Here is a 13423-nt window from a genome sequence, read left to right as displayed (position 1 = left end):
GCAGGAATGCGGGCAACAACTCAAGCATCGCGATCGCCCTTATAGCCAGCTGACGAGCGAACGGCTCAAGCCGTCTTCGCGCCGCCAAGCTTGAGCTCGTCGATCATGCGGTCGCGCATCACGAACTTCTGGTACTTCCCGGTGACGGTCATCGGCATTTCCTCGACGAAGCGAACGTAGCGAGGCACCTTGTAATGTGCGATCTGGTCGCGACAGAACTCGCGCACTTCCTCGGCCGTGCAGGTCTGGCCCGGCTTGAGCACGACCCATGCACAGACCTCCTCGCCGTATTTGGCATCGGGCAGGCCGAACACCTGGACAGCCTGCACCTTCGGGAAGCGAAAGAGGAACTCCTCGATCTCGCGCGGGTACACATTCTCGCCGCCGCGGATCAGCATGTCCTTGGCGCGGCCGACGATGTTGCAGTACCCCTCGTCGTCGATGGTCGCGAGGTCGCCGGTGTGCATCCAGCCGTCCTTCACCACTTCGGCGGTGCGCGCGGGGTCCTCCCAGTAGCCCTGCATCACCGAATAGCCGCGCACACACAGCTCGCCGGTGACGCCCCACGGCAAGGTGTTGCCTTCGAGATCGACGACCTTGGCCTCCAGCCACGGCTGAATGCGTCCGACCGTGGTGACGCGGCGCTCGAGCGGATCCTTGGTCGAACTCTGGAACGAGACGGGCGAGGTTTCGGTCATGCCGTAAGCAATAGTAACTTCGCTCATGCTCATCTCGGCCACCACCCGCTTCATGGTCTCGATCGGGCACGGCGAGCCCGCCATAATGCCGGTGCGGAGCGTTGACAGATCGAACGTCGCAAAATCCGGATGACCGAGCTCGGCGATGAACATCGTCGGCACGCCGTGCAGCGCGGTGCAACGCTCAGCGGCAACAGCGGCCAGCGTCGCGCCGGGCTCGAACGACTCGCCCGGAAACACCATCGCCGCGCCGGTGCTGACGCAGGCGAGCACGGCGAGCACCATGCCGAAGCAGTGGTAAAGCGGCACCGGAATGCAGAGGCGATCGACCTCGGTGAAGTTCATCGCCCGGGCGATAAAACGCGCATTGTTGACCACGTTATGGTGGGTCAGCGTCGCGCCCTTGGGACTGCCGGTGGTGCCGCTGGTGAACTGGATGTTGATCGGATCGCGGCAGCCAAGCGACAGGTCCTCCGCCCGAATGTCCTTGCCCGACGCCATGACTTCCGCATAGCTGACCATGCCAGGCGCCGGCATATCGCCCATTTGCACGATCCACTGCAACGCCGGAAGATTGGAACGCACGGTCTGGAGCATCTCCAGGTACTTCGACGTCTTCAGCTGCACGGCGGACACGACCGCGCGGCATCCGGAGACCCGCAGCGCATATTCCAGTTCCGTCAACCGGTAGGCGGGATTGATGTTGACGAGGATGAGCCCGAGGCGCGCGGTGGCAAATTGAGTCACCACCCATTCGGCGCGATTGGGCGACCAGATCCCGACCCTGTCGCCACAGTTGAGGCCGAGCGTTTGCAGCCCGGCGGCGAAGCGATCGACCTCGTCCTGGAATTCGCGCCAGGTCCAGCGCACGCCTTGCTCGCGGAAAACCACGGCGAGCCGGTCGGGAAACCGTGCAACGGTATCTGCGAACAATTCAGGGATCGTCAGATCGCTGAGCGGTGCATCGATAGCACCGCGAACCCGTGAGAGATTTGGGGATAGTCCAGTGTCGTCCATGGCGTTTCTCGCTTGTTGTCCTGTCGGAGTGAGCTCTGCGGCCTCTGGAAGACGTCGTCGTCCCTGTGGTCGCTCTTATCGCGATCTGATCGCAAACACGCGGCAAATCCATCAAGCTGCTATCTACAAACTTGGCGCGTTGGCGAAAGCGGCCGTCGATCGATCTCGACGACCGACGATTTATTTTTTGCGGCGCAGTTTCGGGTAGCTCCTCGCTGCTACTCACCAATTGCCTACTGATAACTGCCCGCACCATTGGTAGTCGCCCAAAGATCACGTTCCGATGCATGCCGGGCACACCAGACAGCTTCCAAGTCGGCCGAGCGGAAAATTTCTGCCCTTGGCCCAAACACGCGTGCGCATGTCCCGCGTCGCTTGGTAGTCGGATGGCTGACCTTTTGTTTCATAGCCTAATCACGGGCGTCCGAGCTGATGATGTCTCCGAACCGCTCCCAGGTGTCGCCCTTGAAGCGCATCAGTTGTAATTGCGAAATCGGCGCGAAATCCGTGGCGCTGGTGTTGATCGTGAGACCAGGCAACAGGCCGGCGACCACCAGATTGTGCATGCTTGCCGCCTGCTTCATGACATTGGTGCGCGTCAGGTCGTTGCCGCACTGCTTCAGGACATAGACCATGTTCTGCGCAACGGCATAGCCGTAGACCACGAAGGCGTCGCTGCGGTTGGCTTCCGGATAATATTTGTCGAGGAACGCGTTCCAAGCCTTGATGTCGGGATCGTCCTTCCATTGGGGATCCGTCGGGTCCTTCAGATAGGCCGACGAGATGATGCCTTGGGAGTTATCGAATCCGGCCGGCTTCATCGTCGCGCTGACCGACGAACTGACGCTATTGAGGAAGTGAATCGGCTTCCATTCGATTTCTGTCGCCTTCTTGATCGCCTGGGCCGCGAACTTCGGAATCGACAAATCGACGAACACGTCAGCACCCGACGCCTTCAGGTTGACGATGTGTGAGTCGATAGTCGGCTCGGTGGTCTCGTAGCCCTCCTGGGCTACGATCATCGTCGAAGCCTTTGCACCGAGCCCGTCCTTCAAGCCCTTGAGATAATCCTTGCCGTAGTCGTCGTTCTGGTAGAGCACGGCAATCTTGGCGTTTGGCAGGTTCTTCAGGACGTATTTTGCGTAGATTTGCGTCTCGCTCTGGTAGGAGGGCTGCCAGCCCATGGTCCAGGGGAAGTGCTTCGGATCGTTCCACTTAGTGGCGCCGGTGGCGACGAACAATTGCGGTACCTGCTTCGAGTTCATGTATTTTTGGATCGCCGAGTTGGGCGGCGTGCCGAGCGAGTTGAAGATCAACAAGACTTCGTCGCTCTCCACCAACTTGCGCGCCTGCTCAACCGTCTTGGGCGGCGAATAGCCATCATCATAGGAGATGAAGTTGATCTTGCGGCCGTTGATGCCACCTTCCGCGTTGATCTTGTTGAAGTAGGCCGCCTCGGTCTTACCTATCACACCATATGAGGATGCCGGACCACTGTAGGCCTCGATGTTACCGATCTTGATCTCGGTATCGGTGGCCCCGGCGTCGTATTTCTTTTCCTCTGCGAGCGTCGCGCTGGCGGCGAGTATAGCGAAGGCAGCAGAAAGCGCTCCGAATCGCCATTGAATCGTGGGCATTTCGGTCTCCCTGATTTGGTTTGAGTGCGCCGACTGTTTTGGAGTGGGGGCTCTTGCGCGGCTCCTGTACTCATCCAATACCCTCCGGCCAATCCCCGCAATAACAAAAGGCCTCGACTGGAGCTTGGCGGTGGGGTCGCGCGCATCCAGGTCGTGGTTCAGGACCCGGTCGTTTTGGAATGAAAATGGAAGAATCGCGCCAGTGCGGACGGCGGAATTTCGCGGCCGGATCGACATCAACGCAAGAGCGTTAACGTCCGAGCCCTATTAGCGATGATATACTTTCGGCCTCCACCACCCAGATACGTCTCGCCCTCCCAACTAACCGACGACTTCGTGATGGTTGGCATGCATCCGAATATCTTGATGGCCTTCACCGCCCGCGGACTTTCTGCAACGGGTCAGACTCTCCGAACCCGCGGCATCAATTGCAATGTCGTCGGTAAGCCAATCCGTATCTTGGTGGGTGAACGGTGATGAGCGCAAAAAGCCTGCGGGAAATCGGACTGCGCAAGTCTGGATTCATCCGACAGTTGGTATAAGCTTATTGCATCGGCAGAAAAGCGCAAAACGAGGCAGGGAGGACATGATGCTCGACACTACGCTCAACGCGCGCATCCAAGGCTTTCTTGACAAATTCGATGCGGCACTTGCGGCAGCCGATACCGGCGCCGCTGTAGAGATGTTCGCGCCGGAATGCTACTGGCGCGATCTCGTTGCCTTCACCTGGAACATCAAAACCATGGAAGGCCGCGATCAAGTGCGAGAGATGCTTGGCTCTTGCCTTGCGCGCGTAAAGCCACGCAACTGGAAGATCGCCGAGGGGGAAAGCGCAACGGAGACCGATGGCGTTACCGAATGCTGGATCTCGTTCGAGACTGGCGCCTCACGCGGCCACGGCCTGATCCGTGTGCAGAACGGGCGGATTTGGACGCTGCTGACAACCATGGTCGAGCTGAAGGATTACGAAGAAAAGGCGGGCTATACCCGGCCGCTCGGAGCCCGGCACGGCGTCAATCCCGGCACAAAAACCTGGAAGGAATTGCGAGACGAGGAAGCCGAGCAGCTCGGCATTAAGACCGACCCCTACGTGCTCATCATCGGCGGCGGCCAGGGCGGCATCGCGCTCGGCGCGCGGTTGCGCCAGCTCGCCGTGCCCACCATCATCATCGAGAAAAACGAACGCGCTGGCGATTCCTGGCGTAAGCGCTACAAATCGCTCTGCTTGCATGACCCGGTCTGGTACGACCATCTGCCCTACATCGACTTCCCGAAGAACTGGCCGGTGTTCTCGCCTAAGGACAAGATTGGCGACTGGCTGGAGATGTACACCAAGGTCATGGAGCTGAACTACTGGACCAGCACCACGGCCAAACACGCGAGCTGGGACGACGCCAAAAAGGAATGGAACGTCGTCGTTGAACGTGGTGGCGAGGAGATCACACTCAAGCCGAAGCAGCTGGTGTTTGCGACCGGCATGTCCGCCAAACCAAACGTCCCGCCACTCAAGGGCAAAGACAGCTTCAAGGGTGAGCAGCACCATTCCTCGCGCCATCCAGGTCCCGACCGGTATAAAGGCAAGAAGGTGGTCGTGATCGGCTCAAATAATTCCGCGCATGACATCTGCGCGGCGCTATACGAGGCCGGCGTCGATGTGACTATGGTGCAGCGCTCGACCACCCACATCGTGCGCTCGGATTCGCTGATGGAATCCATCGCCGATCTCTACTCCGAGCGCGCCGCCCGCGGCGGCATGACGACGGCGAAAGCTGATTTGATCTTTGCCTCGCTGCCATACAAGATCCTGAATGAGTTGCAGAAGCCGGTCTACGACAAGATCCGCAAGGACGACGCCGATTTTTATGCGGGGCTGACGAAGGCGGGTTTCCGGCTTGACTTCGGTGACGACGATTCCGGGCTGTTCATGAAATACCTGCGTCGCGGCTCCGGCTACTACATAGACGTGGGCGCCTCGCAGCTCATCATCGACGGCAAGGTCAAGCTGGTGGCCGGCCAAGTCGAGGAAATCACGCCTAATGGCGTAAAGCTCGACGACGGCAAGGAATTGCCCGCCGATGTGATCGTCTACGCCACCGGCTACAACTCGATGAACGGCTTTGTCGCCGATCTCATCAACCAGGAAATGGCCGACAAAGTCGGCAAGGTCTGGGGACTCGGCTCCAATACGACCAAGGACCCCGGTCCTTGGGAAGGCGAACAGCGCAACATGTGGAAACCGACGCAGCAGGATGGCCTATGGTTCCACGGCGGCAATCTGCACCAGTCGCGCCATTACTCGCAGTTCCTTTCCCTGCAGTTGAAGGCGCGCTACGAGGGCATCCCGACACCGGTCTATGGCCTGCAAGCGGTCCATCACAAGAGCTAGCGCCAGGAGGACGTCGATCGCGCTGGCTTTGCGCGGTCATTTCCGAAAAAAATATCGTAGATTCAGGTAATTGCACGCGGGTATGGTGCGCTCGGAGGGACTCGAACCCCCACGATGTTACTCACTGCCACCTCAAGGCAGCGCGTCTACCAATTCCGCCACGAGCGCTTAAATGCCGGCCGCGATGCACGGCGACGGCGCCGATGTAACAAATCGGCCATACGCCGACAAGGCCGGGATGGCATCGATTTGGCGATTTTGCGAGGCTAGTCGTCCAATTCTGACATTCGCATCCCTTCTCGGCGGCCGCTTTTGCGAATGTTAGAATTAGCAGGACCGCTAGTGCTCCGATTCCGAAGTTCGTACCATATTGCGGCTCCACGTTTACGAACTTCGGAATCAAAGGAGCATTAGCCAATTATGTGATTCTAGTGCGGTTTAGAATTTGAAGTTCCTATGACGAGGTTACCGCGAAACTGAAAGGAATTTTCAAATTCTAAACCGAACTGGCAAAATATCGGCTTCTAGTGGAGTTTCGGATATGACATTCGCCTGACGCACTCGCGGCTAAGCGGGGTCGCGACTATCAAATCCATTCCACTAGCCGAATCAACGGCTGCCGACGGCTTTCGACAGCATTTGCTTGACTTCGACCGCGATCCGGTTGCGATCGACCAGCACGACCCCGGAGGCGACCGGCAGCGCGTTGGCAAGGATCTTGACTTCGTCGGCTTCGGTGGCGTCGAGTTCGATGATGGCGCCGCGGCTAAGCCGCATGACCTGATGAATCGGCATTGTCGTGGTTCCCAGAACCACCATGAGGTCGACGCTGACTTTATCGAGGGTTGGCACTGGACAGACTACCACACGGACAAGCGCAAAATCGCGTATCCCGAGATCACCACGTTATGGTTAGCCGATGGTTAACGATCGCCAAAGCCTCGATTTATCAGCCTTCTCGCCAGGCCCCGGCGGGGCGGCGGTGGAGTGGTTGATCTCGGATCACCCGATTCCTTACCCGCAAGCCGTGGCCACGATGGAGGCGCGTGTTGCCGATATCGCTGCCGGCCGCGCGGGCGAACTGGTCTGGCTGCTGGAGCACCCTTCTCTCTACACGTCCGGAACGAGCGGCAAGATAGCCGACCTGCTCGACCCTCGCTTTCCGATCTTCCACAGCGGCCGTGGCGGCCAGCTCACCTATCACGGCCCCGGCCAGCGCGTGGCCTATGTGATGCTCGATCTGAAGCGGCGCCGGCCGGACGTCCGCGCCTATGTCGCAAGCCTTGAGGAGTGGATCATCCGCACGCTCGCGGCCTTCAACGTCCGCGGCGAACGGCGCGAGGACCGCGTCGGCGTCTGGGTCGCGCGGCCCGACAAGGGCAAAGGCCATGAGGACAAGATCGCCGCCATCGGGGTGCGCTTGCGGCGATGGGTGTCGTTCCACGGCATCGCGATCAACGTCGAGCCCGAGCTCGAGCATTTCCAGGGCATTATCGCCTGCGGGGTGACTGACCCGCGCTACGGCGTCACCAGCCTCGCCGATCTCGGCCTCACCGCGACCACCGCCGACGTCGATATTGCGCTCCGGCAGGCGTTCGAGGAAGTGCTCGAACCCCAGTGGAGTGGATTTGACGTTCGCTAGCCCTTAGGCCGCCGACTCGCAAAGCGAACGTCAAATCCAAAACTCCACTGGAATTTAACATTTGCCAGTGGTCCTTGGATTCTAACATTCGCAACGGTGGTCGCTGTAACGGGATGCGAATGCTAGAATCGGACCACTGGCCCGAAGCAAATATGAGCGCAGCTCAAGCCGCCTTGCTTTGCGGCGCGACCTCGAGCTTGGCGGCGATGTAGCGCCGCTCCTGCGTCAGGCCACCGAAACCGTAAGCATCGCCCTTCACCTCGTCGACATGCAGGTAGCTCTCGTTATGGAGCGGACCCAGAAGCTCGCCCATGCGCGCGAACATGGCGGCGATGTAGGCGGCCTTTTCGTCCTTGGTGTTGGTAAGCAATCAGAACGGCCGACTATTTGGCGAGCGTCGGCAGCACCTTCATCCGCCACAAGTTCCAGATGCGATCGATCACGACCAGATTGGTTTTGTCCGCTTTCTCGCCCTCGCCCGGCGTCAGGTAATTTGGCTCACCGCCCAGCGCGAGCGCCTGCGCCTGAAGCTTGGCATCGACGTCGGTATAGTAGGCTCGGAATACGGCCGCCTTGACCGATGGCCCGACCGCGACATCGCCATGGCCGCGCATCAGCACCACCGCCTTGTCGCCGAGTGCGGTCGCAAGCGATTTGCCGATCGCGGCATTGCTGACCAGCATGTTGGTATCGCCGAAGTCTTTCCGGATATCCCAGACCGGCACGCCGCGCGCAAGAAAGGCAGGGTTGTGATACATCGCGCGCAGCGGCACCTTGCTTACTGAAAACGGAATCACGCCTGCCGAATGAGTGTGAACCACCGACATCACGTCCGGCCGCGCGCGGTAGATTTCGGCGTGGATGAAGCGCTCCAGAAACACCTTCCGGCCGCGCGCGTCGACCGGGTTGCCGTCGAGATCGAACTCCATGATGTCGTCCGGGGTCACGAGCGCGGGCGCGAGCGAACGGGACATCAGGAAGTGATTTGGATTGGTGGGACTGCGCGCGCTGACATGGCCAAAGCCGTCCAGCACGCCAAAATCAGCCAGGATACGGCTGCCAACCGCGATGTCCTCGAGCAAAGCCGGATCGGCGCCGGGCAGCGAAGCGGATGGCGTCTGTGCCGAGATTTCAGCGCGGCCCGCCAGCAGTGCAACAGCGATAAGGAAGCCCAAGCGCGTTATCCTGCCCGTCCATCGCGCGACAAATCTTCTTGTCATTGATCTCTCCCTGCATTCTCTTTTTTAAATTGTTGGCAGAACCGAAAACGCTTCTCCCGAGTGCCGCAATCCCAGTGCGTCTGTATCCGCGGCTTCCTCCGTAACATCATCGACCCGCGCCGATACCGGCCCTTTCCGGCAAGACGCAATCATGTTGACGACAACATCCTCGACGCCATCGAACACCGCCTCGACACTGCCGTCGCGCCGGTTTCGCACCCAGCCATGCAGGCCAAGCCGCCGCGCCTGGTGTTCAACCCACGCCCGATAACCCACGCCCTGTACCCTGCCGCGGATCACCACTTGCCGGGTAATGCCGCTCATCGCTTGATCCCGAGAAAGTTAGCCAGCCGCGTTTTTACCTCGGCCTCGCGTGTCACCTGCGCGGTCAGATCCGCGGATGCGAGGCCGGTCAAAGCCTTCGGTGGCGTTCCCTCCCGCAACGCTTTGAGCGTCTCAAAGGCGGCTCTCGTCGCAGCCGCGATCGTCGCATGGCCCTGAAGCGCCACTCTAACCCGTTGCTCCCTGAGATAACCAAGGTCGGACATCGCTTCCGGCGCGCCGCCGAGGATGATCGGCAGCCGCGTCACAGTCGAGATCGCCGCCAGTTCCGACTTTGCCTTGATGCCGGTGAAAAACAACGCGTCGACGCCGCAGGCCTCATAGGCCCTGGCACGCACGATCGCGTCGTCCAGCGAGGTGATCGAGACGGCACCGGTGCGCCCGACAATAGCGAGTGATGGATCCTGCCGCGCATCCAGCGCCGCCTTGATCTTGCCGACACCCTCCTCCAGCGAAATCAGCTGGGTCTTCGTCTCACCGTAAACCTGAGGCAGCAGTGTGTCTTCGATCGTCAGGCCCGCAGCGCCAGCCGCCTCCAATTCCTCGACGGTCCGGCGCACATTCAGCGCGTTGCCGTAGCCATGGTCGGCATCGACCAGAACCGGCAGTGACGAGGCGCGAGACATTCGCCGCATCTGTTCGGCAAGCTCGGTGAGCGTGATCAGCGCAATATCCGGATCGCCGAGCACCGCAAGCGACGCAATGGAGCCGCCGAACATGCCAAGCTCGAAACCGAGATCTTCCGCGATCCGGATCGAAATCGCGTCGTAGACAGAGCCCGGACGGATGCAGGCCGATCCCGCGAGAATGGAGCGCAGCGCTTCGCGGCGTTGACGAAAGGCCATATATTTTCCTCGTTGTCATTGCGAGGAGCGCAGCGACGACGCAATCCAGAATCTCTTGCGCCGCCTGGATTGCTTCGCGGAGCCTGTCATCGGGCGCGCGTTCGCGCGACCCGTTGGCTCGCAATGACGCGTTAGGCAAACTCCAGGATCAGCGCATCCACCGCCAGCGTCGCGCCCGCGGTCGCGTAAACCTTCTTCACGGTGCCGTCCTGATCGGCGCGCAGCACGTTTTGCATCTTCATCGCCTCGATGACGGCGAGCGTCTCACCTGCCTTGACGTCCTGGCCTTCGCTGACTGCGATCGAGACCACAAGGCCCGGCATCGGGCACAGCAATTTCTTGCCGGAATCGGAGACCGAGGCCACGGGCATCAACTTTGCCGCGGCCGCTTCTCGCTCGGTGAAGACCTGAATGGCAACATCGAAACCCTGGTGCGACAGGCGGAAACCGTTCAGAACAGGCCGCACCTGCATCGCAACCGCCAGGCCATCGATCTTGCCGTGCCAGACCGGATCGCCGGGTTTCCAGAGCGAGTCGATGCGGTGGGGATGGCCCGTCGCGTCATCGGCTCCGACGAACTGAATGACGAGATGATCGGCCTGACGAGCGATCTCAAGCGGGATTTCCTCGCGGTCGAGCCACACCGCGCGCCGACGCTCGCGATACACGGGCCGTCCGATCATCTGGCCCGAAATCTGCCGCTTGCGCTCACCAAGCACGTGATCAATGGCGGCGGCAACCGCGGCCATCCGCCGTGCGACCTCGCCTTCCGGCGCGCGCGCGGCAAAACCGCGCGGAAATTCCTCGGCAATGAAACCGGTGGAAAGTCTCCCCTCGCGCCAGCGCGGATGGTTCATCAGCGCGGACAGGAACGGAATATTGTGGCGAATGCCGTCGATATAAAATGCATCGAGCGCCATCGATTGAGCTTCCACCGCCGCCGCACGCGACGGCGCGTGGGTGACGAGCTTGGCGATCATCGGATCGTAATAGATCGATATTTCGCCGCCCTCCTGCACACCGGTGTCATTGCGCACGGTGACGCCGCCCTTCTCGCTTTCGGCCGGCGGCCGGTATTTCACCAGCCGTCCGACCGAAGGCAGGAAATTGCGGAAGGGGTCTTCGGCATAAAGGCGCGACTCAACCGCCCAACCGGTTAGCGTCACATCCTTCTGCGTGAGCGTGAGCTTCTCGCCGGCGGCCACGCGGATCATCTGCTCGACCAGGTCGACGCCGGTGACGAGTTCGGTCACGGGATGCTCGACCTGCAAGCGCGTGTTCATTTCCAGAAAGTAGAAACTCTTGTCCTGACCGGCGACGAATTCGACGGTGCCCGCGGAATCGTACTTCACGGCCTTCGCCAACGCGACGGCCTGCTCGCCCATCTTGCGCCGCGTGGTCTCGTCGAGTAGCGGCGATGGCGCTTCCTCGATGACCTTCTGGTTACGCCGCTGGATCGAACACTCGCGTTCGCCGAGATAGATCACGTTGCCATGCTTGTCGCCAAGCACCTGGATTTCGATGTGGCGGGGATCGACAATGAACTTTTCGATGAAGACGCGGTCATCGCCGAAGGAGGATTTCGCTTCGGCTTTCGCAAGGTTGAAGCCCTCGGCGACCTCTGCGGTGGAATGGGCGGTGCGCATGCCCTTGCCGCCGCCACCGGCGGAGGCCTTGATCATTACGGGAAAGCCGATCTGTTCCGCGATCTTCACCGCTTGCTTGTCGTCTTCGATCACACCGAGATGACCGGGAACGGTCGAAACCCTGGCGGCCGCGGCCGCCTTCTTGGACTCGATCTTGTCGCCCATTGCAGCGATCGCACCCGCATTGGGGCCTATAAAGACGATGCCCGCCTTCTCCAGCGCGCGCGGAAAGGCCTCGCGCTCGGACAAGAACCCGTAGCCGGGATGGACGGCCTCCGCTCCCGTACTGCGGCAGGCTTCGACGATCTTGTCGATCACCAGATAACTGTCGGCCGCAGCCGGCGGGCCGATAAGGACGGCGTGGTCGGCCATTTCGACATGCAGGGCATCGCGGTCCGCCTCGGAATAAACCGCGACGGTCTCGATTCCCATCCGGCGGGCCGTCTTGATGATCCGGCAGGCGATCTCACCGCGGTTGGCGATCAAAATTCGTTTGAACATTTGCGGGCTTTGCTTGCGAACCTTTTGGGACTGGACCACATAGATCGAGGGGCGTCACCATTCCGTCGTACAGCAAAACCGGGCCAAGGCAACGGTCTATGTGTCGAAAAAAGCCGCGCCGCTTGCAGTCCTGCTGCGCGGCTTGGGGGACTGCCGGAATCGCCGGCAACGCGCGGGCTCGCGATATAGACCGGCCTTTCCGCCCGCGATAAAAAGCAGTTATCGAGCTTGGAGGCTGCCGATGTCCAACATGGAAATGCTGCTCCGCCTGGTGACCGCGGCGGCGCTGGGCAGCCTGATCGGTTTTGAGCGCGAGCGCTTGCTGTGGGCGGCGGGAATCCGCACCCATATGCTGGTCTGCGTCGGCTCCTGCCTGATCATGATCGTCTCCCAATACGGCTTTGCCAACATCCTCACCGAGAAGAACGTCGTACTTGACCCGTCGCGCGTCGCAGCCCAAGTCGTCTCGGGGATCGGGTTTCTGGGCGCCGGCGCCATTCTGGCGCGCGGCGAGATCGTCAAGGGCCTCACCACGGCTGCGAGCATCTGGACTGTGGCCGCCGTCGGGCTTGCCGTCGGAGGCGGCCTTTATCTGGCGGCGAGCGCCTCAACGATTATCATCCTGATTATCCTGGCCGGCATCAAGCCGCTCGAGGAAGCCTACCGGTCGCGCAATCAGAGCTGCCAGCTCAAGATAGAGGTCGACAACGGCAGCCTGACGCCCGAACTCCTGAAGGAAACCCTCGGTTTGCGAACCGGCCAGATCAAGCGCTTTCTGGTGGAAAACAGGAATCCGGAAGGCAGCGACAATCTCCTGGTGCTGCTGAGCAAGGTTTCCTCACAGGACATCGCGGCCTACCCGGAGAAGCTGAAAGAGCTGGATGGTGTGCGCGAAGTCAGCATCGTCAAAAGGGCCAAAGACCAGCCGGCCAACTCGCCCTGACTGCGGCCCGCCCGCCGTGGCGACAAGACCGCAGCATTGGGCGTCAGGATGTGTTAGGCGTTGACCGAACTCGTTACGCCTTTCATTGACAGTGTTCGATCATGCGTCGGTTTATCCCCGGGTTTGTCCTCGCCTTGGCGGTGTTCGCGGCGAGCCCTTGCTTCGCCACCGACCCCATCGTCCGCAGTGCGGGCGCCATCGCCGTTGGCGGGGTAACCTACCGGCTCGGTGGGGTTGCTGCTCCCGCGCCCGACCAGGTCTGCATCGACGACCATGCCGATAGCTGGGCGTGCGGCACCGAGGCCCGTGACCAATTCATCGCCTTGATCGGCAACCGCGACGTCCGTTGCCAGGATTTGGGGCCTGACACGACGTACAACAAATGGCACGTCGGCATTTGCACCGCTGGCGATGACGCCACCAGCCTGAACCAGCTCATGGTTCATCACGGCCTCGCCATCAATTCCGCGACCGCAGGACAAAGCCGGTTCGGCCACGACGAGGCCGAGGCCAAAAGAAATCGCCGAGGACTCTGGAAAGGCTGCT

General features: G+C 60.8%; 11 protein-coding genes, 1 tRNA gene and 1 pseudogene. 4 read left to right on the top strand and 9 right to left on the bottom strand.

Annotated elements, in window-relative coordinates:
- Positions 1-65: 65 nt before the first annotated feature.
- Both M6D32_RS06505 and M6D32_RS06500 read right to left on the bottom strand, forming a co-directional pair.
- Positions 66-1715, bottom strand: a complete 1650-nt coding sequence (locus tag M6D32_RS06505) for an AMP-binding protein (protein ID WP_298254538.1) — start codon at positions 1713-1715, stop codon at positions 66-68.
- Between the two features lie 410 nt (positions 1716-2125).
- Complete coding sequence (locus tag M6D32_RS06500; RefSeq protein WP_298254535.1) at positions 2126-3352, bottom strand: ABC transporter substrate-binding protein; 1227 nt, start codon at positions 3350-3352, stop codon at positions 2126-2128.
- A 589-nt stretch (positions 3353-3941) separates the two neighbouring features.
- On the opposite strand from M6D32_RS06500, the gene M6D32_RS06495 reads away from it, so the two are divergent.
- Complete coding sequence (locus M6D32_RS06495) at positions 3942-5738, top strand: NAD(P)/FAD-dependent oxidoreductase (protein ID WP_298254533.1); 1797 nt, start codon at positions 3942-3944, stop codon at positions 5736-5738.
- An 83-nt stretch (positions 5739-5821) separates the two neighbouring features.
- Here the strand turns inward: M6D32_RS06495 and M6D32_RS06490 are convergent.
- Together M6D32_RS06490 and M6D32_RS06485 are read right to left on the bottom strand one after the other, a co-directional pair.
- Positions 5822-5906, bottom strand: a tRNA-Leu gene (locus M6D32_RS06490).
- A 441-nt stretch (positions 5907-6347) separates the two neighbouring features.
- On the bottom strand, positions 6348-6590 hold the full coding sequence (locus tag M6D32_RS06485; RefSeq protein ID WP_298254531.1) for a FliM/FliN family flagellar motor switch protein: 243 nt from the start codon (positions 6588-6590) through the stop codon (positions 6348-6350).
- Positions 6591-6657: 67 nt separating this feature from the next.
- On the opposite strand from M6D32_RS06485, the gene lipB reads away from it, so the two are divergent.
- On the top strand, positions 6658-7380 hold the full coding sequence (gene lipB, locus M6D32_RS06480; RefSeq protein WP_298254529.1) for a lipoyl(octanoyl) transferase LipB: 723 nt from the start codon (positions 6658-6660) through the stop codon (positions 7378-7380).
- Positions 7381-7543: 163 nt separating this feature from the next.
- Here lipB and M6D32_RS06475 read toward each other — a convergent pair.
- The 5 genes and pseudogenes from M6D32_RS06475 to M6D32_RS06455 all read right to left on the bottom strand — a co-directional run.
- Positions 7544-7744: pseudogene (locus M6D32_RS06475) on the bottom strand (4-oxalocrotonate tautomerase); the annotation flags it as partial.
- Positions 7745-7763: 19 nt separating this feature from the next.
- Positions 7764-8600 carry a class II aldolase/adducin family protein gene (locus M6D32_RS06470; protein ID WP_298254527.1) on the bottom strand — a complete coding sequence of 279 codons (837 nt, stop codon included), beginning with the start codon at positions 8598-8600 and terminating at the stop codon, positions 7764-7766.
- 24 nt (positions 8601-8624) lie between these two features.
- Positions 8625-8924 carry an acylphosphatase gene (locus tag M6D32_RS06465; RefSeq protein ID WP_298254525.1) on the bottom strand — a complete coding sequence of 100 codons (300 nt, stop codon included), beginning with the start codon at positions 8922-8924 and terminating at the stop codon, positions 8625-8627.
- On the bottom strand, positions 8921-9787 hold the full coding sequence (locus tag M6D32_RS06460) for an isocitrate lyase/PEP mutase family protein (protein ID WP_298254523.1): 867 nt from the start codon (positions 9785-9787) through the stop codon (positions 8921-8923). Before M6D32_RS06460 ends, M6D32_RS06465 begins: the two co-directional genes overlap by 4 nt.
- 131 nt (positions 9788-9918) lie before the next feature.
- Positions 9919-11934, bottom strand: coding sequence for an acetyl/propionyl/methylcrotonyl-CoA carboxylase subunit alpha (locus M6D32_RS06455; RefSeq protein ID WP_298254521.1), 2016 nt, complete (start codon positions 11932-11934; stop codon positions 9919-9921).
- A 241-nt stretch (positions 11935-12175) separates the two neighbouring features.
- Here M6D32_RS06455 and M6D32_RS06450 point away from each other — a divergent pair, with 241 nt between their 5' ends.
- Together M6D32_RS06450 and M6D32_RS06445 are read left to right on the top strand one after the other, a co-directional pair.
- On the top strand, positions 12176-12877 hold the full coding sequence (locus tag M6D32_RS06450; RefSeq protein WP_298254519.1) for an MgtC/SapB family protein: 702 nt from the start codon (positions 12176-12178) through the stop codon (positions 12875-12877).
- Between the two features lie 101 nt (positions 12878-12978).
- Positions 12979-13423, top strand: a 445-nt coding sequence (locus M6D32_RS06445; protein ID WP_298254517.1) for a thermonuclease family protein, incomplete at its 3' end; no start/stop codon positions are given.

This window comes from Bradyrhizobium sp. (assembly GCF_027307225.1).
Taxonomy (GTDB): domain Bacteria; phylum Pseudomonadota; class Alphaproteobacteria; order Rhizobiales; family Xanthobacteraceae; genus Bradyrhizobium.
The sequence above is the reverse complement of the archived record's forward strand: the minus strand, read 5'-3'. Positions and strand labels throughout refer to the sequence as shown.

Coding starts and splice junctions, on each gene's coding strand:
- M6D32_RS06505 (WP_298254538.1), bottom strand. CDS start 1,715: ATGGACGACACTGGACTATCCCCAAATCTCTCACGGGTTCGCGGTGCT.
- M6D32_RS06500 (WP_298254535.1), bottom strand. CDS start 3,352: ATGCCCACGATTCAATGGCGATTCGGAGCGCTTTCTGCTGCCTTCGCT.
- M6D32_RS06495 (WP_298254533.1), top strand. CDS start 3,942: ATGCTCGACACTACGCTCAACGCGCGCATCCAAGGCTTTCTTGACAAA.
- lipB (WP_298254529.1), top strand. CDS start 6,658: ATGGTTAACGATCGCCAAAGCCTCGATTTATCAGCCTTCTCGCCAGGC.
- M6D32_RS06470 (WP_298254527.1), bottom strand. CDS start 8,600: ATGACAAGAAGATTTGTCGCGCGATGGACGGGCAGGATAACGCGCTTG.
- M6D32_RS06465 (WP_298254525.1), bottom strand. CDS start 8,924: ATGAGCGGCATTACCCGGCAAGTGGTGATCCGCGGCAGGGTACAGGGC.
- M6D32_RS06460 (WP_298254523.1), bottom strand. CDS start 9,787: ATGGCCTTTCGTCAACGCCGCGAAGCGCTGCGCTCCATTCTCGCGGGA.
- M6D32_RS06455 (WP_298254521.1), bottom strand. CDS start 11,934: ATGTTCAAACGAATTTTGATCGCCAACCGCGGTGAGATCGCCTGCCGG.
- M6D32_RS06450 (WP_298254519.1), top strand. CDS start 12,176: ATGTCCAACATGGAAATGCTGCTCCGCCTGGTGACCGCGGCGGCGCTG.